The 18,153-nt window shown below is 63.6% G+C and carries 22 protein-coding genes and 2 pseudogenes; 8 read left to right on the forward strand and 16 right to left on the reverse strand.

Translation table 11 applies throughout. From position 1 onward, the window contains the following. Both NKH43_RS33385 and NKH43_RS33390 read right to left on the reverse strand, forming a co-directional pair. On the reverse strand, positions 1-365 hold a 365-nt coding region (locus NKH43_RS33385; RefSeq protein ID WP_352861757.1), incomplete at its 3' end, for a transposase family protein. A 211-nt stretch (positions 366-576) separates the two neighbouring features. Further along, entirely contained in the window at positions 577-930 is a 354-nt protein-coding gene (locus tag NKH43_RS33390) for an ArsC family reductase (RefSeq protein ID WP_352861758.1), read from the reverse strand. A gap of 171 nt (positions 931-1,101) precedes the next feature. Between NKH43_RS33390 and NKH43_RS33395 the strand changes: the two genes are divergently transcribed. Continuing rightward, a complete protein-coding gene (locus NKH43_RS33395) occupies positions 1,102-1,452 on the forward strand; it encodes an ArsR/SmtB family transcription factor (protein WP_352845979.1) in 351 nt (116 codons plus the stop codon). After that, entirely contained in the window at positions 1,449-1,934 is a 486-nt protein-coding gene (locus NKH43_RS33400) for an SRPBCC family protein (RefSeq protein WP_502906532.1), read from the forward strand. The genes NKH43_RS33395 and NKH43_RS33400 overlap by 4 nt, the downstream gene beginning before the upstream one ends. 17 nt (positions 1,935-1,951) lie before the next feature. On the opposite strand, the gene NKH43_RS33405 is transcribed toward NKH43_RS33400, so the two are convergent. The 7 genes from NKH43_RS33405 to NKH43_RS33435 form a co-directional block, all read right to left on the reverse strand. Continuing rightward, complete coding sequence (locus NKH43_RS33405; protein ID WP_352861760.1) at positions 1,952-2,542, reverse strand: 2'-5' RNA ligase family protein; 591 nt, start codon at positions 2,540-2,542, stop codon at positions 1,952-1,954. Between the two features lie 261 nt (positions 2,543-2,803). Then, positions 2,804-3,889 carry an ABC transporter ATP-binding protein gene (locus NKH43_RS33410; RefSeq protein WP_352861761.1) on the reverse strand — a complete coding sequence of 362 codons (1,086 nt, stop codon included), beginning with the start codon at positions 3,887-3,889 and terminating at the stop codon, positions 2,804-2,806. Beyond that, complete coding sequence (locus tag NKH43_RS33415; protein ID WP_352861762.1) at positions 3,879-4,487, reverse strand: cupin domain-containing protein; 609 nt, start codon at positions 4,485-4,487, stop codon at positions 3,879-3,881. The genes NKH43_RS33410 and NKH43_RS33415 overlap by 11 nt, the downstream gene beginning before the upstream one ends. A 180-nt stretch (positions 4,488-4,667) precedes the next feature. Beyond that, a complete protein-coding gene (locus tag NKH43_RS33420; protein ID WP_352861764.1) occupies positions 4,668-5,738 on the reverse strand; it encodes an ABC transporter substrate-binding protein in 1,071 nt (356 codons plus the stop codon). Continuing rightward, on the reverse strand, positions 5,723-6,601 hold the full coding sequence (locus NKH43_RS33425) for an ABC transporter permease (protein WP_352861766.1): 879 nt from the start codon (positions 6,599-6,601) through the stop codon (positions 5,723-5,725). The genes NKH43_RS33420 and NKH43_RS33425 overlap by 16 nt, the downstream gene beginning before the upstream one ends. Beyond that, a complete protein-coding gene (locus NKH43_RS33430) occupies positions 6,598-7,485 on the reverse strand; it encodes an ABC transporter permease (protein ID WP_352861768.1) in 888 nt (295 codons plus the stop codon). Before NKH43_RS33430 ends, NKH43_RS33425 begins: the two co-directional genes overlap by 4 nt. 84 nt (positions 7,486-7,569) lie before the next feature. Next, entirely contained in the window at positions 7,570-8,853 is a 1,284-nt protein-coding gene (locus NKH43_RS33435) for an NAD(P)/FAD-dependent oxidoreductase (protein ID WP_352861770.1), read from the reverse strand. A gap of 225 nt (positions 8,854-9,078) precedes the next feature. Between NKH43_RS33435 and NKH43_RS33440 the strand changes: the two genes are divergently transcribed. Further along, a complete protein-coding gene (locus NKH43_RS33440) occupies positions 9,079-10,236 on the forward strand; it encodes a fumarylacetoacetate hydrolase family protein (protein ID WP_023716830.1) in 1,158 nt (385 codons plus the stop codon). A gap of 44 nt (positions 10,237-10,280) precedes the next feature. On the opposite strand, the gene NKH43_RS33445 is transcribed toward NKH43_RS33440, so the two are convergent. The 3 genes and pseudogenes from NKH43_RS33445 to NKH43_RS33455 all read right to left on the reverse strand — a co-directional run. Further along, a complete protein-coding gene (locus NKH43_RS33445; RefSeq protein ID WP_352484083.1) occupies positions 10,281-10,664 on the reverse strand; it encodes a substrate-binding domain-containing protein in 384 nt (127 codons plus the stop codon). Beyond that, a complete protein-coding gene (locus tag NKH43_RS33450) occupies positions 10,649-11,110 on the reverse strand; it encodes a type 1 periplasmic-binding domain-containing protein (RefSeq protein WP_352861780.1) in 462 nt (153 codons plus the stop codon). The genes NKH43_RS33445 and NKH43_RS33450 overlap by 16 nt, the downstream gene beginning before the upstream one ends. Before the next feature lie 93 nt (positions 11,111-11,203). Further along, positions 11,204-11,455: pseudogene (locus NKH43_RS33455) on the reverse strand (LacI family DNA-binding transcriptional regulator); the annotation flags it as partial. Here NKH43_RS33455 and NKH43_RS33460 point away from each other — a divergent pair. Continuing rightward, entirely contained in the window at positions 11,337-11,627 is a 291-nt protein-coding gene (locus tag NKH43_RS33460) for an AMP-binding enzyme (protein ID WP_352515654.1), read from the forward strand. The pseudogene NKH43_RS33455 and the gene NKH43_RS33460 sit on opposite strands and share 119 nt — an antisense overlap. 6 nt (positions 11,628-11,633) lie before the next feature. Here the strand turns inward: NKH43_RS33460 and NKH43_RS33465 are convergent, their stop codons facing one another. The 4 genes from NKH43_RS33465 to NKH43_RS33480 form a co-directional block, all read right to left on the reverse strand. Next, positions 11,634-12,842 (reverse strand): CaiB/BaiF CoA transferase family protein, encoded by a 1,209-nt coding sequence (locus NKH43_RS33465; RefSeq protein WP_352861772.1) that lies wholly within the window; start codon positions 12,840-12,842, stop codon positions 11,634-11,636. Next, positions 12,842-13,333: a MaoC family dehydratase gene (locus NKH43_RS33470; RefSeq protein ID WP_352494012.1), complete on the reverse strand. Its 492-nt coding sequence runs from the start codon at positions 13,331-13,333 to the stop codon at positions 12,842-12,844. The genes NKH43_RS33465 and NKH43_RS33470 overlap by 1 nt, the downstream gene beginning before the upstream one ends. A 1-nt stretch (position 13,334) precedes the next feature. Continuing rightward, positions 13,335-13,571, reverse strand: coding sequence for a biotin/lipoyl-containing protein (locus tag NKH43_RS33475; RefSeq protein ID WP_023716824.1), 237 nt, complete (start codon positions 13,569-13,571; stop codon positions 13,335-13,337). Between the two features lie 172 nt (positions 13,572-13,743). Next, positions 13,744-14,931: an ABC transporter ATP-binding protein gene (locus tag NKH43_RS33480; RefSeq protein ID WP_352861774.1), complete on the reverse strand. Its 1,188-nt coding sequence runs from the start codon at positions 14,929-14,931 to the stop codon at positions 13,744-13,746. A gap of 246 nt (positions 14,932-15,177) precedes the next feature. Between NKH43_RS33480 and NKH43_RS33485 the strand changes: the two genes are divergently transcribed. From NKH43_RS33485 to NKH43_RS33500, 4 genes and pseudogenes are all read left to right on the forward strand, one after another. Beyond that, on the forward strand, positions 15,178-16,311 hold the full coding sequence (locus NKH43_RS33485; RefSeq protein ID WP_352861776.1) for an enolase C-terminal domain-like protein: 1,134 nt from the start codon (positions 15,178-15,180) through the stop codon (positions 16,309-16,311). A 39-nt stretch (positions 16,312-16,350) separates the two neighbouring features. Further along, on the forward strand, positions 16,351-17,148 hold the full coding sequence (locus NKH43_RS33490) for an SDR family NAD(P)-dependent oxidoreductase (protein WP_352861778.1): 798 nt from the start codon (positions 16,351-16,353) through the stop codon (positions 17,146-17,148). Positions 17,149-17,167: 19 nt separating this feature from the next. Beyond that, the gene (locus NKH43_RS33495; protein ID WP_352588929.1) at positions 17,168-17,641 is read left to right on the forward strand and encodes a VOC family protein; all 474 of its coding nucleotides are present in this window, start codon (positions 17,168-17,170) and stop codon (positions 17,639-17,641) included. A gap of 96 nt (positions 17,642-17,737) precedes the next feature. Then, positions 17,738-18,153, forward strand: a pseudogene (locus NKH43_RS33500) (alpha-ketoacid dehydrogenase subunit beta); the annotation flags it as partial.

The raw sequence follows: 18,153 nt of genomic DNA on the forward strand, positions 1-18,153 counted from the left end.
TAGGCCCGCCGCAAAGCCTTGCCGTCAAGCGACACCACCTCGGGCGTCTCTCGGCTGGCTCGGGCGAAAGCTGCGGCAAAGGCAGCAAAGGCGCGACCGAAGGCCTCCGGGTCGAGCAGGCGCAGCAGCCGCGAGAAGGTGTCGTGGCTGGGGGCTGCGTCATAGTCGATCAGCCGCGACAGCGCCTGCTTGCGCTCCTGCGCGAACAGGGCAAATTCCGTCGCATTGCTGGCGCCGCACAGGCTTGCTGCGATCATCATCACGATCAGGTCGCCAAGCCGGTGCGTGGCGTTGGGCGCGCGTGGATCAGGCACCGCGCCAAAGTAGCTCTCAAGGCAGGAAATGGCAGTCGCTCCTTCGCTCAACTGCCTCTCCAAAGAATCCTTTCTCAGCCTAAACTCAACCCCAAAATCGCCATATGCGATTCCCCTGCCCTCAAGGGGGAGATTGGCAGCTTCGCCGAAAGCGCCCTTCTTTGGAGACTAGCGAAAGCCGAAGTGACATCCAATCTCCCCACTAGAGAGGGAGATGTCCGGCAGGACAGAGGGGGGCGCGACGGATCGCGGCGGGTCGGTCCTACTTCCTACGGATCGCCGCTTGATAAACATCAGGCTTGAAGCCAACCAGGATGCGATCGCCAAGTTCCAGCACCGGTCGCTTTATCATCGTCGGTTTGGCCAGCATCAGCGCCTTGGCCTTCTTTTCATCCAGACCCATCCTGTCTTCGTCCGACAGTTCACGGAACGTTGTGCTCGCCTTGTTGAGCAGGATTTCCCAGCCGACCTTGCCTGACCAGCCGTTCAGCCGGTCCGCGTCAAGCCCGTCTGCCCTGTAGTCGTGAAAGCGATAGGCAACATCGTGGCTCGCCAGCCAGACACGCGCCTTCTTGACCGTATCGCAATTGGTGATGCCGTACATGGTGATCGTCAAAACGCGTCCTCGGACCAGTCGAATCTGACGGCACCCTAAAACCGCGCCTCTCACTTTTCCAGCGGCCTCGCCAGGCTCCGCGATTTTGGCGCTTGCCAATAGTAAGGACTTTCCCTAAGTGTTTTCTAAGCCAACTCTGTCACGCGGAATGGCCGAGGCAAGGAAATGACCATGACGAGCCTGCAGACCGAAAGCCCCCCGCCGATCGACGGCATTTTCCGGGCGCTCGCCGATCCGACCCGGCGACGCGTGGTCGAGCGACTGAACCGAAGCCCCGCCTCGGTCAGCGAGCTTGCGCAGCCGTTCGAGATGGCCCTGCCATCCTTCATCGAGCATCTCCGGGTTTTGGAAGGCTGCGGGCTGGTGCATTCGGAGAAGGCAGGCCGCGTCAGGACCTACCGGCTCGCGCCGGAGCCGTTGAAGCTCGCGGAAAACTGGTTGGCCGACCAGCGGGCGCTGTGGGAGCGCCGTCTCGACCAGTTCGACGACTACGTGCTGAAACTCAAGGAGAAAGACAGATGAATATGGTCCCGTTGTTCCAACCCGATCCGAAGCTCGACCTCGTGCTCGAACGGACGATCGAGGCGCCGCGAGAACTGCTGTGGACGGCCCTGACGAGGCCCGAGCATCTCCGCCAATGGTTCACGCCGAAGCCGTGGATCATCACCGATTGCGAGATCGACCTGCGGCCCGGCGGTCTGTTCCGCACCCGCATGCAGTCGCCCGACGGCAAGGAGGTCAACGACAGGCGTTGCTGCTACCTCGAGATTGTTCAGAACGAGCGGCTGGTGTGGACCGATGCGCTGCTGCCCGGCTACCGGCCGTCAGGCGACCCATTCATCACAGCGGTCATATCGCTGCAATCGCAGGGCGAGGCGACGCGCTACACCGCGACCGCTATCCACCGCGACGAAGCCACGCGCAACAGCCACGAGGAGATGGGCTTTTACGACGGCTGGGACACGGTGGCGGATCAGTTGGCGGGCTACGTCAAGACGATCTGAGGGGACCCTGGCTTGGCTCACATTGCGGCCACGGAATCGTCGTGGCCGTTCAACCGCCAGCGCCCGAGCTCTTCGTACCGGCCTTGCCGGATCAGACTGCGGATGAGCACAAAGTCACGTACGGTCCAGCTGATCGGTTCGATCGCCCGTTCTCGAACCCTTTGAACCCGCAATTTGTCACGAAGCAATGTAACATGAGGTTCAAAGGAGCTCCCCCCAAAGGGCTTCAGCGGGCTGTCGGCGATCAGGGCGGTAAGATTGCGCCAGAACGCTTGCAGCGGCGGGACGCCGTCGCTGCCACGCAGCACCAACGCACCGCCGCCGAAAGCCGACAGCCGATCGAACGACACCTCAAACGGTTTCGCCTGGACCATCGAGGCGACGTGGCGGGCGATTTTGACCAATTCCTCCGGCAGTCCATCATAGTCGCCGAGCCCAATAAGCGAGATGTGCAGGCGTTCCGCCGGAAACACTTGCCCTCGCAATCCCGATTCTCGCCGCCAGACGGCGGCCCGGCGTGCAAGCGGCACGGCGATCGTACTTTCAAGAAGAATGGCGAAGAACAGCCGGTCATTCCAGCGCCGATCCAACTCCTGCCAGTTGAACACGGCTTGGCCGTTTTCGGTGATCCTGAATGCGGGCAGCTCATTCATGTTCATTGCTCCTCTAAAAGCCATTCCCGCCCAGCCACAATAGAACAAAAAGGGAACAAGTCAAACGGAAATGATACGAGCGCCGGTACTGGCAGCACAACGCTCGCCACCACATTTCGGTCGGCCGTATGTTGATGGCTCAGGCGCCGTAGCCGATGATGCCCTTGATCTCGAGGAAATCGTGGATCGCCCGGTCGGCGTATTCGCGGCCGTTGCCTAGCTGGACAGCATAGGGCAGTTGGCGCCACGGCGCAGGCTGATATGCGCCACGTCGCCGACGCTGAATTGAAAACCCTCCGCCCGGCGCGGCGAGTCGATCACCACCTGTGTCCCCTGCCCCAGCTCTGCATGAAGGCGCAAGGTGCGGCCGTGAAAGACGATGCTGTTCACCCGCACCGGTGCAGTACCGGCCGCGGCCTCTGTCGTCGCCAAAAGGTCCTCCGGACGCACGCCGATGGTGCGCACCGTGCCCTCGCCAGGCAGTTCGCCCGTCTCCGAAACCGCTTCCAGCGGCAGGGCGCCGGCGGCGAACCGCAAGCGCTCGCCGTCACGGCCGACGAAGCGCGACTGCAGAAGGTTCATCGTGCCGATGAAGCTGGCAACGAATTTGGTGGCGGGCCGGTCGTAGAGGGTCGCCGGCGGCGCAATCTGCTCGATGCGGCCTTTGTTCATGACGACGATGCGATCAGAGATCGACAGCGCCTCGGTCTGGTCGTGCGTGACCATGACGAAAGTGGTGCCGAGGCGCGACTGCAGTCGCTTCAATTCGACCTGCATCTGTTCGCGCAGATGCGCATCGAGCGCCGACAACGGCTCGTCGAGCAGCAGCACGCGCGGTTCGCAGACGATGGCGCGGGCAAGCGCGACGCGCTGGCGCTGGCCCCCCGACAATTCGGACACGCGGGCGCCGAGCTTTTCAGCAAGGCCGACCATGTCGAGCGCTGCGCCGACGCGCTTTGCCTGTTCGGCACCGGAGAGCTTGCGCAGCGACAAGCCGAAGCCGACATTTTCGGCGACGTTCATGTGCGGGAACAGCGCGTAGTCCTGGAATACGGTATTGACCGGACGGTCGAAGGGCCTGAGCGCACTGATGTCGCGGCCTTCGAGCAGAACCTTGCCGCTCGACGGGCTTTCGAAGCCGGCGATGACCCGCAGGCTGGTGGTCTTGCCGCAGCCGGATGGTCCGAGCAGGGTCAGGAACTCGCCGCGCGAAATATCGAGATCGACGGCATCGAGCCCGACGATGCTGCCGGGGAATATCTTGGAGACCTTGTCCAGCCGGACGAGTGGATCAGGCGCCATCGCGAACCTCGGACGGCTTGGTCGTGTTGACCCACAGGATGTGGCAGCGCTCGCTGCCCGGATTGCGGAAGGCATGCAGCAAGGTGCTCTTGAAGGCGAAGCTGTCGCCGGCCTTCAGCCCGTATCTGGTCGAATCGACCACCAGCTCGACCTCGCCCGACAGGACGAACCCGAATTCATGGCCGGCATGGGCGTAGGCTTCGGCGGTGCCGCCACCGGCCTCCACCGTTACCAGCATGCCGGTCAGCGCAGCAGCCGGCGGCGACAGCAGCGACTTGGCGATGCCTTCCGACTTGACCGGGATCTGACGCCGGCTGTTGGCGCGCACACAATAAAGATCGTTGCCGGCGTCGTTGCCGTCGGCGATCAGCGCGGACGGCTCGATGTCGAGGGCGGCGGCGAGCGGCCACATCACTCGGACCCGCAATGACGACATGCCGCGCTCGATCTGGCTCAGCGCTCCGATCGAGACGCCGGCTTTGGCTGCAAGTTCGGCCAGCGAGAGATTACGCTCCAGCCTTAGCGCCCGCACGCGCCGGCCGACCCTGACGTCGGCGTCGTCCTTCGGCTTCTCAGCCGCTTCGTCCAGCATGTCCATTCGTTCGTCCTTGTTTGGTAAGGTTTCCCCTTCTCCCCTTGTGGGAGGAGGTGGATAGGCGCGAAGCGCCGAAACGGATGAGGGGTGTTGGGCGGAGTGCCGTCGGTGCCATCTGGAACACCCCTCATCCGTCGCCTTCGGCGACACCTTCTCCCCCAAGGGGAGAAGGAAGAAGCAGGCTCAGCCGCCCGCCTTGACCTTCTCGAACATCTTGGCGAGTTCATCATTCTGTTTCATCGGCCCGGTGAAGATGGTGGTCTTCAGCATCACTTCCGGATCGGACGGCAGCTGCAATTTCTCCAGCTCCTCCTTCGGCACGGCAGCGAAAGCCGAGCTGGTCGAGCTGCCATAGCCGTAGGCCTGGATCAGGTATTTGCCTGAGTCCGTTTCCAGCCGGCTGTTGATGAAGTCATAGGCGAGGTCGACGTTCTTTGCATCCTTGAGCATGACGAAACCACAAGCCCAGGTAAGCATGCCTTCCTTCGGCTTCATGAACTCGACAGGCACGCCTTGCTTCTTCAGCGACGTGGCCGATGCGTTCCAGGTCATGGCGGCGACCAACTGCCCGCTCGCCAGCGCCTGTTCAACCGATGTCATGTCGGTGGTGTAGTTCGAGAGCAGCGGGCGCTGCTCGCGCAGTTTCTCCGCAACCTTGTCCATCTGTTCCGCCGTCATGTCGAATGGATTGACGCCGGCAAGAAGGGCCGCCACCACCGGAGTATCGTGGACGGCATCGATGGTCGCCATGCGCCCGGCATATTGCTTGTCCCAGAGCAGGTTCCAGCTCGCTTCCGGGTTCTTCACCAGATCGGTGCGGTAGAGAATCGAGGTGTTGCCCCAGTCCCACGGCACCATCCAGACCTTGCCGTCGCCGGCCTGCAGGTCGGGCAGGTTCTTGAAGACCGGGAAGATCGAATCCCAGTTCTTGATGCGCTTGGTGTCGATCGGCTGCAGCAGGCCTTCCTTGTTCCAGCGCGCCACCTTGTCATAGCATGGGTGCGCGACATCGGGGCGGAAGCCGGCCTTGACCTTGGTGAAGGCGTCATCGTCGTCGCCGAACATCGAAGCCTCGACACCATCGGGGTGCACGGCGAGGAAGCTCTTGTTGAAGTCGGGCAGCTCATAGCCCGACCAGGTGAAATATTGCAGCTTGTCGCCGGCAAAGGCGACAGTCGACGCAAGCGCCAGTGCGAAGGCGGCCAGTCCGGCTTTCGCTGCCTTTGTCGTTATCGATTTCAGGTCGAATGCCATTGCAGTTCTCCTCTTTCGGTTTCTTCTGGTTTTGACAGGCTGGCGGGCGCTGACCGCCGGGTGGCAGCGAGCCCGCGATGGCGCAGGATTTCGGCGAGTGCGGCGGTGACGAAGGACACGGCCAGGATCGCCGTGCCCAGCGCCATGACGGTCGGCAGCGATTTTGGGAAGCGCAGCTGGCTCCAGATATAAAGCGGCAGCGTCGGCTCGGTACCGGCAAGGAAGAAGGCGACGATGAACTCGTCGAACGAGGTCAGGAAGGCCAGCATGAACGCCGAGATAATGGCGGGCAGGCTGAGTGGCAGCATCACCCGCCTGAAGGTCGTCCAGTCGGAGGCGCCGAGGTCGAGCGCTGCCTCACGGATGGTCTTCGGGATGGCGGCGAAGCGGCTGCGCATGACCACCACCGTCGCCGGCAGCGCCACCAATATGTGGCCGAGCACAATGGCAATGCGCGACGGCCCAAAGCCGGCGAGGTTGACCAGGATGAGCAGCGATATGCCGACGATGACGCCTGGGATCAGGATCGGCAGCCGCGCTATGGCACTGATGGTGGCGGCCAGCGGCGAGCGTCCGTAGAGGTCCATATAGGACACGGTGATGCCACAGAGCGTGGCGCCGGTGGCGGCAATGGCGCCGATGACGAGGCTGTTGGCGAGCGCACCGGACAGCGCCGAACTGCCTAACAGCGTGCCGTACCATTCAAGCGTAAAGCCTTGCAGGGGAAATGCCGCCTGGACGGAATTGTTGAAGGAAAACAGCGGGATCAGCAATATCGGCAAATACAGGAACACCAGATAGGCAAGGACATAGGCACCGAGCCAGCCGCCGCCCTGCCTTGCATCGATACGCGCTGTGTTCATGTGCGGCTGCCGTATCGGCGGTCGGCGAAGCGCACCACCAGCACCACGGCGAGAATGACCAGCATGACGGCGACGGCGAGTGCGGCGCCGAACGGCCAGTCATTGGCCTTGCCGAACTCGGCCTGGATCAGTGTGCCGATCATCGTGCTGGCAGGGCCGCCGACCAGCGCCGGCGTGACGTAGTCGCCGACCGTCGGCACAAAAACGACGAGGGCCGCAGCCAGCACGCCAGGCATCGAATTGGGCAGCACGACGCGGCGGAAGCTGGTGAACGGTTTTGCGCCGAGATCGGAAGCGGCTTCGAGCAGCGATTTCGGGATCGTGTCCAGCGCCACGTAGATGGGCAGGATAGCGAATGGCGCATAAGCGTGGGTGAGCGTGACGACGACTGCTGCCGGCGTATTCAAGAACGCCAATGTCGGCTCCGACCAGATGCCGCTTTCAATCAGCGCCGAGTTCAGCACGCCATTATAGGCAAGCACGATCTTCCAGGCGAAGACGCGCAGGAGATAGCTGGTCCAGAACGGCAGGGTCAGCAGGAACAGCAGCAGCCCACGCCGCCGCCCGGCATGGAAAGCCAGATAATAGGCGACGGGATAGGCGGTGACGACGGTTGCGAGCGTGACCAGGCCGGCGATGCCCAGCGAGCGCAGCGTCACCGTCCAGTACAGCGGATCGGTGGCCACAGTGACGAAATTCGCAAGGGTAAAACCAGCCCCCAGCAGCGAGCCGTCATTGCCGCGGAAGGCAAGGAACAACACCAAGCCAAGGGCGAAAAGGATCAGCAGAAAGGTGACCAGCCCGCCGGGCAGCAGCATAGCGAAACGGAACCCTGGCGAAGACCGGGTTTCCGGCAGCGGCTGCGTTGCGGCAATGGTCGACATTGACTGTCCGTCGAAATTTGAAATCGACTAAGTTTTTTTCATATTGGTGAAACTGTCAAGCTGTTTCACGTTTGGGAATGAAAGTCAGCGTTCGAACGCGTCCAGCATCCGGTACCAGGCGATGGTCGCGGCAACGCCGACCTGCCGAAACGCGTGAAAAGGGATCGGCCGGATCGGCGATATCGGGAACGGCAATTGCCTGGTGTCGCCGCTCGACAGATAGGAGGCGATGCGCTCGCCAAGCGCGGTCATCAGGCCGATGCCGCGGCCCTGGCAGCCGACGACCGCCAGGAGACCCTTCTCTGGCTCGTGGATACGCGGGAGATGGTCCGGCGTCATTGCCACCCTGCCGAACCACCGCTTTTCAATGGCAATGTCTGACAGCGCCGGATAAAGCCGCAGCAGAGCGCGTTCAAGATGCGCCCAGTCGGCCGGGCCGTTCGGCAAAGCCATGCGGCCGCGCCCGCCGAGCACCAGCCGGCCGTCGGCACTCTTGCGGTAATAGACGAGGATGCGGCGCGAATCCGAAACCGCCTGCCCTTCTGGCAGGATCGCCGCAGCGAGATTGGACGATAGCGGCGCTGTCGCGATCTGGAAGGAATGCAGCGGAACGATCGTCTCGGCGAGGCCGGGGAGCAGGCCGCCGGTATAGGCGTTGGTCGCCAGAACGACCGCCTTGGCCTTCAGTTCGGCGCCGCTTTCCGCCGAAACGTGCCAAATGCCAGCATCCTTGCTGATCTGCATCACGTTCTGGCGTTCGGCGATCTTCACGCCCGCCGCGGCAGCGACGCGCGCCAGTTCCGACGTGTAGGCGAGCGGATCGATGACACCGGCGCGGCGATCGAGCCAGCCGCCGAGATAGCCTTGCGCGCCGGTCATCGTCGCAATCTCCGTCGCGCTCAGCAGCCGGACATCGGCGCCGCGGGCGCGCCACTGCCGATCCCGGTTTGCCGCCGCTTTTAGCGCGGTCCCGGTATGCGCCGCCTGGATCCAGCCATTACGGACGAACGGCACCGCCAGTCCTTCGTCGCGGATCAATTCGAAGACGGTGTCAGCGGTCGAGGCGGCAAAGTTGACGAGCGCTTCGCCGCGCTCCAGACCAAAATGCTCCAGCAGCCAGTCCGGATCGTATTTCAGGCCGGGAATGACCTGACCGCCGTTCAGGCCGGATGCGCCATTGCCGATTTCGCCGGCGTCCAGCACCTGGACGGCAAGACCGAGCCGGGCGGCGTGCAAGGCCGTCGACAGCCCCATGATGCCGCCGCCGACGATGACGACATCGACGCGTCGGCCGGCTGGAAAAAGCGACTGGAACGCGGTTGCTGTCCGCGGCTTTTGCCAGATTGGATCGGAAAACCGTAAGCGCAAGCGTCACCTGGAGATTTCAGTAAGTGAAAACCCTAGCGACGGTTTCATTATTTTGAAAGAGCGTTTTCCATGGCCATTGGCGCACGTCAGGCTCGATCAAGGTCCAGCGATGCGAAGACCGCTGGGAAGAATTGACAAAGCTCACCCTGGAAGCGGGATAGACGTTTGGCGGGAATTTGTTGAAAGTGCCGCGGCCAAAGGACAAGACAACAGGAAACGTAAGTCATGACGAACGCCACACATTTGCCCGCCGAGGGCCTCTTCGTAGGCCGCGCCCGGACGAGCGATGCTTCCCATCCGCTGGTGGTCACGGTGCGCGACGGCACGGTCTTCGACATCACGTCAAATGTGGCACCGACCGTACGCGACATTTGCGAATTGCCGGATCCGGCAGGACACGTCCGCTCGGCCAAGGGGCGGCCGATCGGCCCGCTCGAAGCCATTGCCGCCAACAGTTTCGAGACAGCGCGCGATCCGGGAACGCCGTACCTGCTGTCCCCCGTCGACCTGCAGGCGATCAAGGCGTCTGGCGTTACCTTTGTCGTCAGCCTGCTCGAGCGCGTCATCGAGGAACAGGCGCGCGGCTCGGCGGAGAAGGCCGACGCCATTCGAGCCGACATCGCCGGGCTGATCGGCCACGATCTGTCGAAGCTCAAACCCGGCTCGCCGGAAGCGATGGAGATCAAGGCCAAGCTGATCGCGCGCGGCGCCTGGTCGCAATATCTGGAAGTCGGCATCGGGCCCGATGCCGAGATCTTCACCAAATGCCAGCCGATGGCCTCGGTCGGCTTCGGCGCCGATGTCGGCCTGCATCCGGTTTCGACATGGAACAATCCGGAGCCGGAGATCGCCATGATTGCCGCCAGCAGCGGCAGGATTGTCGGGGCGACGATCGGCAACGACGTCAATCTGCGCGACGTCGAGGGACGCTCGGCGCTCCTGCTCGGCAAAGCCAAGGACAACAACGCTTCGGCAGCACTTGGCCCCTTTATCCGGCTGTTCGACGAGACATTTTCCATCGGCGACGTGAAGAAGGCGGTCGTACGGCTGAAGGTCGAGGGCGAGGACGGGTTCTCGCTGGAGGGCGCCAGTTCGATGGCCGAGATCAGCCGTTCGCCGGAAGAGCTGGTCGCCGCCGCGATGGGGCCGCACCACCAATACCCGGACGGGCTCGCGCTCTATCTCGGCACGATGTTCGTGCCGTCGAAGGATCGCGGCGAAAAAGGCAAGGGTTTTACCCACAAGGTCGGCGACATCGTCACCATCTCGTCGGAGAAGTTCGGCGCCTTGGTCAACCGCGTGCGGCTGTCACCCGACTGCCCGCACTGGACCTATGGCGCCAGCCATCTGATGCGCGACCTCGCCAGAGCCGACCTGATCTGAATAGAGACGATCCAATTTGGCAGTAACCAGGCCGTGAACCGCCTCTATTTCGGGACGGGCAAGCAGGAGCCGCCGAGGATCAGATGGGTCGGAAAGGCGATGCGTTGCGCCGGCCGCTCGCTCTGGCCGCCGAGCCGCTCCAGCAGAAGCTGTGCCGCGGTGCGGCCGATCTCCTCGACGGCCCGGTCGATGAGCGTGATCGGGCCGGGATAAAGCAGCGCGACGTCCGACCTGTCGCAGCCAATCAGCGAGATATCGCCCGGGACCGAAACGCCTTGCTGCTGGATGGCGCGCAGCACGCCGACCAGAATGCGGTTGCCGGCGGCGATGATGGCGGTTGGACGCTCCTTCATCTGCAACAGGGCGGTGGCCTCGCGGAAACCGAAGTCCACCGAGAGGCTTTGCGAGCGGATCAGGTCCTGCGGCACCGGCAGGCCGCTGCGCTGGAACGCCTCGACGAAGCGCGCACCCGTTCACGGCCCGGCCTGATGTCGCTGCCGGCCGTGATGATGGCAATGCGACGGTGCCCGAGTTCGATCAGATAGCTTGTCGCCTGCCGTAACCCGGTGGCGTGCTCGGTCAGCACCGCGTCGATCTCGAGCGGAACGTCGCGATCGAGCAGTACTGATGGAATCCGCAACTCCTTCAAGCGCTTGATGGTGCGCGCATCCTGTTCGTTGTTGATGGTCATGATCATGCCGTCGGCCCGCCCATGCTGCAGCATGCCGATCGCCGCCGCCTCCTCGGTGGCGCGGCCGTTGGTGCTCATCAGGTAAAGCGAATAGCCGCGCTGGCGCATTTCCGCGTCCACCGCCTTGAAGCAACTGGCATGCCAGGGATTGGCAATGTCGTCGATGACGAAACCAACCGTCATGGTGTTTCGACGGCGCATGTTCTGGGCGCGCGAATCGGGCTGGAAGCCGAGCGACTGGATTGCCGCGCGTACCTTCCCCAACGTGTCCGGCCTGACAGTCTCAGGCGCGTTCAAGCTCCGTGAAACGGTTCCGACGGACACGCCGGAAACGCGCGCCACGTCGCGTATTGTCGCCGCCAGAATCCGGGTTTTCCATGTCGCGAAACTGAAAATCGAACGTGACATGATGAATGCTGGCGACTTCCGCGTCTCGCCGCTGGAAGTCGAGGCAGCGCTTGCGCCCTGCCCCGGCGTCGCCGAGATCGCCGTTGCCGAACACCGGGTGCGCGACGATGTCTCGGTCATCGCGGCCTATGTCGTGCGCAAGGCAGGCGTCAGCGTCAGCGCCGAAGATATCGTCGCCCTGGCGGGGCAAAGGCTCGCCGCCTACAAACGGCCGAAACAGGTGTTCTTCGTGCCGAGCCTGCCGCGCAGCGCCAACGGCAAATTGCTGCGCCGAAATCTCGCGCCGGACTGAAGTGGTTCAGGTCTTCTGCGTCGGCTTCTTTGCGGCTCCCCGACCCCCAGCGAAGCGGGCGAGCACCGCCTCGGTATCGGCGTCGAACGGACGGCCCTGATGACGCAGGCGGCCGGGTGTCTTCGACATGCCGGCAACGACATTCTGCATCACCACGCCGTCCACTTCGGCGATCATACCGCGGGCGCGGAAATGCTCGTCGTCAAAGATGTCCTTCATGTCGAGGACCTTGGCGATTGCCGCATCGACGCGGCGGAACTCGCGCAGCACCTCCTCGGATGGCCGGCCGGCGACCCAGGCGGCGACATAGGCCTCCAATGCCTCGCGGTTCTGGCTGCGGGCCTGGAAGCCGGCAAAGCGGGGATCGTCACCGTGACCGATCAAGGCCAGGACGCGGCGGGCGACTGAATCGGACGAGCTCGAAATCGCCACCCACACGCCATCGGCGCAGCGATAGGTGCCGCGCGGGACGGTGTAGGGGATGCCGGAGCCGAGCCGCGGCTGCAGATAGCCGAGATGGGCATAGGCGGACGGTAACGGCCCCATGATCTGGAACATCGAGTTGAGCAGATTGACGTCGACTGTCTGGCCTTCGCCTGTCCGCTCGGCATGACGCAGCGCCGCCAGTGCCGAAAAGGCGCCGACAAGGGCGGTGACTTCGTCGGTCATGGCGATCGGCGGCAGAAGCGGCGGGCCCCCGGCCTCGCCGAGGAGCCCGGAAAACCCACTCATCGCCTCGGCAATCGTGGCGAAGCCCGGATGCATGGCATAGGGACCATCCTGGCCGAAACCGGTGATGCGCAGGATCACCAGCCTGGGATTGCGGCGCAGCAGTTCGTCCGGCGCAAAACCCAGCGCCTCGAGCTTGCCCGGCCGCATGTTCTCGATCAGTACGTTGGCGTCGAGCAGCAGCGACCAGAGATTTTCCTTGCCGGTATCGGTCTTGAGGTCGAGCGCAATGACCTGCTTGTTTCGGTTGACCAGTTTCCAGAAATAGGAATCCGTTTCCCCCGGACCGGTCCACCCCATGCGGCGGGTCGGATCGCCGCCCGGCCCCTCGACCTTGATGACCTCCGCGCCGAAATCAGCAAGATAACGGCCGGCACCCGGCCCGGCTACGACGGTGGCCAGCTCGATGACGCGGACGCCGTCGAGCGGCCCCGACGCTTCGGCCTTCGGCACGGTCTTGGTCGCTGGCGGAGCCGGCTTGTCCATCACGCGTCCTTCCCGGGGCGCAGCGGCAGCAGGACCGAGCGCGTGAATGTGCAGACTTTGAGCCGGTCCTGGTTGAACCCATCCGTGCGAACGGTCAAAACCCCCTCGCCCTGCCTGGAGGCGGATGGACGCTGCGCCAGTATTTCGGTCTCGCCATAGAGCGTATCGCCATGGAACAACGGAGCGAGATGGCGCAGCTCGCTGAGGCCGAGATTGGCGACCGCGCGTCCGGAAATATCGGGTACGCTCATGCCGAGAAGCAGCGAGTAGACATAGGTGCCGACGACGACATTGCGGCCTTGCGCCATTTCGGTCACGGCGAAATGGCGGTCAATGTGGAGCGGGCTGGCCGCCATGGTCAGCAGGCAAAAAAGGTGGTCATCGGCCTCGGTAACGGTCTTGCCCGGCCAGTGCTTGAACACGTCGCCGATCTCGTAGTCGTCGAGATACGAGCCAAACCTTTCGTCGCGGGCCGAATGAACCCTCGGCATGTCAGACCTCGAGCACCAGGGTCGGGGCGCCGGTCCTCACGTCATCGCCGACAGCGATCAATATCTCGATGACGGTTCCGGCGAAGGGTGCGGGAACCTCGACCTGGGTTTTGTCGGTCTCCACCGTGAACAGGGTTTGCCCCTCGGTGATCTTGGCACCGATGCTGGCCTGGATTTCGCTGATGACGACTTCATCGACGGCATCGCCGACCTTGGGCATCTTGAGTGTGGAACGCATCGTCAGTTCTCCGTCTGCAAGGCGAGGGTTGAAGGAAGTCCGCCGGCTGGCAGCCAGGCTTCGCGGCGGATGGGCGCTTGAAAACACCCACTTCTTCGTTGCCAGACGACAAGACCCCCGCCAAGATCGAGCGCAAAGACTTCGGTGAAATTCGAGGCGGCACGCGTTCTCATCACAGCGCCTTGCCCGTGGTGCCGTCGAAGAGATGCGCGCGGCTACCATCGATGACGAGTTCCAGCATCGTGTCGCGGCGCGGCACCTTGTCGGCGCTGACGCGAAGCACGATCAGGCGGGCATCCCGGCGCACCAGCTCGGCCGGATCGGCGGGAGTGCCGATCGAATAATCATCAGCGGTGCGGATGACGACCTGGGGATTGGCTGGAGCCACCGCGATGAAGGATTCAGGTTCGAGCTGTTCGACCACCTCGACACGGCCGGCCAGACAGCTTGCTGCCCCCCCGCTGGCCGAAGCTTCGCCTGCAGGCCGCCATGACAGGTGCTCCGGCCGGAGGCCGACCAGCAATGTTCTGCCGGCCGGGAGGTCGTGGGCATCCGACTTCGGTGTCACAACCAGCCGACCGTCGCCGATGGACACGACCATCTTGCCGCGCCCGGCATCGACTACAGTTGCCTCAAGGAAATTCATCGCCGGGCTGCCGATGAAACCGGCAACGAAAATGTTGGACGGCGCGTGATAGAGCGCGTGCGGCGTGTCGTACTGCTGCAGCGCGCCGCGCGAAAAGACGGCGACGCGGCTGCCGAGCGTCATCGCTTCGACCTGGTCGTGGGTGACATGGATTGTGGTGACGCCGAGCCGCACATGCAGGCGGCTGAGCTCGGCGCGTAGCTGGACGCGCAATTTCGCGTCAAGATTGGAGAGCGGCTCGTCGAGCAAAAAGGCCTCCGGATCGCGCACAATGGCGCGGCCCATGGCGACACGCTGCCGCTGGCCGCCGGAGAGCTCGCGCGGCTTACGGTCAAGCAGATCGGCGAGGTCGAGAATTCGCGCCGCTTCGCTGACGCGGCGGTCGATCTCGGCCTTGGCAAATTTACGCAACTGCAGCGCGAAGGCGATGTTCTCGCGCACCGTCATTTGCGGATAGAGCGCATAGTTCTGGAAGACCATGGCAATGTCGCGATCGCGCGGCGACACCTCGTTCATCACCTTGCCATTGATGCTGATCTTGCCGGTGGTGATGGATTCTAGCCCAGCGATCATGCGCAACAATGTCGACTTGCCGCAGCCGGACGGGCCGACGAAGACGACGAACTCGCCGTCCTCGACCTCAAGGTCGACGCCATGGACCGCCGAAACGGCGCCATAGAGCTTGCCGACCTTCTGCAGGCTGATCGATCCCATCAACACCCTTCCCTGCGCAACGGCCTGCAAGCAGCCAGGCGCGGGCGATGCAGGAGCGCATTTCGCACCGTTGGCGACTGCCGACAAAAGCGGTCCCGCACCAGAAATTGTGGCACGAGACTAGGCAATTCGAGAATCTATGTCAATCGTTTGACCAGACCAGATCAATCGGTTGACCAAACCGCCTCGCGGGGCTATGGTTGCTCCGCTTTCCCGGGTCGGCCGGGGTCCTTGGGAGGGGATGGAATGCCTGGTCCTTCAACTATCGTCGATATCAGCGTCGCCGCCATACAGGGCCAATTGCCGGCGCCGGTGATCTTTGGCGACTGGGTGATGAAGCAAAGGGAATTCGTCGTAGTGCGGCTGCGCACGCAGTCCGGCCATGAGGGCTGGTCGTTCACGCTGACGCGGGATGGCGCCTGCGCCGAGCAGATCCGCAAGAGCATCGCCCCAGTTTATATCGGTACCGACGTTGGCGACCGCGTGAAGACCTTCAAGACAGCCAAGGGGCGCAGCTACGGTTCGCACAGCGCCGGTGTCGGCTTGCGCACGCTGTCGCAGGTCGACCTCGCCGCATGGGACGCGGCAGCAAAGATAGCCGACAAGTCGATCGCCGAGTTCCTCGGCGGAACAACCGCGCCAATGCCGGCAACCGCGATCGTCGGCTACCCGCCGGCGCTGATGAACCCGCAGCAGATCGGCGAGCAGGTGAAAGGGCTCTATACCGCGGGCTGGCGCCGGTTCAAGGCGCCAATGGGCGTCACGCTGGATGAATCCGAAGCGCGGCTGCGCGCCGCGCGCAGGAACGCGCCGGACGCCTGGCTCGGCACCGATCTGGTCTGGATGTTCTCGGACGTCGACGCGGCTGCCGCCTATGCCAACCGCCTCGCCGATCTCAATATGGGCTGCATCGAAGACATCTTCCCGCCGGGAAACGCCAGGAAGCTCGCCGAACTGCGCAAACGCGTGCCGATGCCGATCTGGCAAGGCGACGAACAGGGCGGCTCCTACTATCCCGAAGCGCTAATCATGGCCGGCTCCGTCGACCGCGTGCGCGTCGACCTGACCTGCATGGGTGGGATTACCGGCGGCCGCGCCATCATCGACGAGTGCCTTGCCGCGGGCGTCGATTTCGGTCCGCACATGTTCGCGCATGTGCACAGCCAGGTGTTCAGCGCCTGGGGCTTTTCCGACAAGCCGGTCGAATGGGGCGTGCCGTGGAGCGGCGTCGACCCCTATGCGGACAGCCTGGTGCAACCGGAAATCATCAAGGGCGGGCTGATGAAGCCGCTTCCTGCCAAACCTGGCTTCGGCGACATGATCAACCGGGAATGGGCGCTGAGCCAACCGCACCAGGATCCCGACCACATTCTCGACTGACCAAAGCCGCCGTGGAGCGGCCTAGACACGGGCATAGCGATGACCGACGACCAGACCGTTCCCGCCAATTATGCAGCGGGCCTCTTCGACCTCTCCGGCCGCATCGCCGTCGTCACCGGCGGCGGCAGCGGGCTGGGTGCCGCGATCGCGATCGGCTACGCGCAATTGGGCGTCACCGTCATCGTTGCCGACATCAACATGGCCGGCGCCGAAGCGTCGCGCGCAACGATCGCCGAACAGGGTGGCAAAGCCGAGGTCGCCAGCCTCGATGTCACCAAGCGCGACCAGTGCTTCGCCTTGGCCGAGGCGGTCAAGCGCGGTCACGGGCATGTCGACATACTGGTCAACAGCGCCGGCTCGGCCTTCCGCAGCCCGGCCGAGGAGTTCCCCGAGGACAAATTCAACTTCATCCTCGACCTCAACCTGAAGGGCACGTATTTCTGCTGCCAGGCCTTTGGCGGAGTGATGCTCGGCCAGAACAAGGGCTCGATCATCAACATCGCCTCGATCGGCTCGTTCAAAGCCTATCCCTGGGCGAGCGCCTATCTCGCGTCGAAGGGCGGCGTCCTGCAGGTCACCCGCGCACTGGCGCTCGAGTGGCGCGACCGCGGCGTCAGGGTCAACGGCATCGGGCCGACACTGATGGAATCGCCGCTGACCAGGGCGGCGGGAGCGACAAGCTCGATCACCGCCGATTTCATCAAGGCGCGTATGCCGCGGCCGCGACTCGGCTTGCCGCGCGAACTGATCGGCACGGCGGTGTTCCTCGCCAGCGACGCCTCGGAACTGGTCACCGGCCATGTCGTCATGTGCGACGACGGCTATCTGAACGCCTGACCAAAGGAGCGCAGACGGAATGGCCAGGATCACGAAAGCCCATCACACCGGCTTCACCGTGCGCTCGCTCGACCGCTCGATCGCGTTCTATCGCGACGTGCTCGGATTCGAGCTGGCGTTCCAATGGAACCCGCGTGCGCCCTATATCGGCGAATTGGTCGGCTATCCAGAAGTCGACCTGCACAGCGCCATCCTGCGCCTGCCCGGTACCGACGTCTGCCTCGAGCTTCTGGAATACCGCAATGTCGAGCAGATTCCCGTCGACATGCATAACGGCAATGTCGGCAATGGCCACATCGCCTTCAACGTCGATGACCTCATGTCGTTCTACGAAAAACTGACGGCGATGGGCGTCAAATCCGTGTCGCCGCCGGTGACACCGACGATCGGGCCGAACAAGGGCGGCAAGGCGGTTTACCTGATCGACCCGGACGGCTTCCGCGTCGAGCTCATCGAAAGTGCCCAAGCCTTCGGCAGCTACAAACCGGAATGACGCCAGTGCCGATAAAAACGTTTCCAAATCTTTTCCGCTGCGATGATTTCGCCGACGCTATCGACGATCCGAGCAGTGCATTGGGAGGTCTGAACCTTGGCTAAAATCTGGATACGGCAAGCGGTTCTGCGGGCGCTTGACGATGCAATGACGGATGACCCCAGCGTCATCGTCATGGGTGAAGACATCGCCGCCGCCGGCGGTCCGTTCAAGGTGACCGAGGGGCTGCTTGCCACGCACGGCCCCGAACGGGTGATCGACACACCGATTTCGGAAATGGCGTTCATGGGTGCCGCGGTCGGTGCTGCCGTCTGCGGCCTGAAGCCGGTGGTCGAGATGATGTTCATCGAATTCATCGGCGTCGCGCTCGACCAGTTGACGACGCAGGCGGCAACGATGCGCTATCTGTCGCGCGGGCCGGGGGGCCCCCCCCCCCGGGGGGGGCGGGGGCCCCGCCTCGGGCCGCAACGCACGATATCTTGGACGACACGGCGGCCGGGGCGCTGGGGCAC

Source organism: Mesorhizobium sp. M1163 (genome assembly GCF_040318415.1).
Lineage (GTDB): Bacteria > Pseudomonadota > Alphaproteobacteria > Rhizobiales > Rhizobiaceae > Mesorhizobium.

Coding starts and splice junctions, on each gene's coding strand:
- NKH43_RS33395 (WP_352845979.1), top strand. CDS start 1,102: ATGACGAGCCTGCAGACCGAAAGCCCCCCGCCGATCGACGGCATTTTC.
- NKH43_RS33400 (WP_502906532.1), top strand. CDS start 1,449: ATGAATATGGTCCCGTTGTTCCAACCCGATCCGAAGCTCGACCTCGTG.
- NKH43_RS33410 (WP_352861761.1), bottom strand. CDS start 3,889: ATGGCGCCTGATCCACTCGTCCGGCTGGACAAGGTCTCCAAGATATTC.
- NKH43_RS33415 (WP_352861762.1), bottom strand. CDS start 4,487: ATGGACATGCTGGACGAAGCGGCTGAGAAGCCGAAGGACGACGCCGAC.
- NKH43_RS33420 (WP_352861764.1), bottom strand. CDS start 5,738: ATGGCATTCGACCTGAAATCGATAACGACAAAGGCAGCGAAAGCCGGA.
- NKH43_RS33425 (WP_352861766.1), bottom strand. CDS start 6,601: ATGAACACAGCGCGTATCGATGCAAGGCAGGGCGGCGGCTGGCTCGGT.
- NKH43_RS33430 (WP_352861768.1), bottom strand. CDS start 7,485: ATGTCGACCATTGCCGCAACGCAGCCGCTGCCGGAAACCCGGTCTTCG.
- NKH43_RS33440 (WP_023716830.1), top strand. CDS start 9,079: ATGACGAACGCCACACATTTGCCCGCCGAGGGCCTCTTCGTAGGCCGC.
- NKH43_RS33450 (WP_352861780.1), bottom strand. CDS start 11,110: ATGACGGTTGGTTTCGTCATCGACGACATTGCCAATCCCTGGCATGCC.
- NKH43_RS33460 (WP_352515654.1), top strand. CDS start 11,337: ATGAATGCTGGCGACTTCCGCGTCTCGCCGCTGGAAGTCGAGGCAGCG.
- NKH43_RS33465 (WP_352861772.1), bottom strand. CDS start 12,842: ATGGACAAGCCGGCTCCGCCAGCGACCAAGACCGTGCCGAAGGCCGAA.
- NKH43_RS33470 (WP_352494012.1), bottom strand. CDS start 13,333: ATGCCGAGGGTTCATTCGGCCCGCGACGAAAGGTTTGGCTCGTATCTC.
- NKH43_RS33475 (WP_023716824.1), bottom strand. CDS start 13,571: ATGCGTTCCACACTCAAGATGCCCAAGGTCGGCGATGCCGTCGATGAA.
- NKH43_RS33480 (WP_352861774.1), bottom strand. CDS start 14,931: ATGGGATCGATCAGCCTGCAGAAGGTCGGCAAGCTCTATGGCGCCGTT.
- NKH43_RS33485 (WP_352861776.1), top strand. CDS start 15,178: ATGCCTGGTCCTTCAACTATCGTCGATATCAGCGTCGCCGCCATACAG.
- NKH43_RS33490 (WP_352861778.1), top strand. CDS start 16,351: ATGACCGACGACCAGACCGTTCCCGCCAATTATGCAGCGGGCCTCTTC.
- NKH43_RS33495 (WP_352588929.1), top strand. CDS start 17,168: ATGGCCAGGATCACGAAAGCCCATCACACCGGCTTCACCGTGCGCTCG.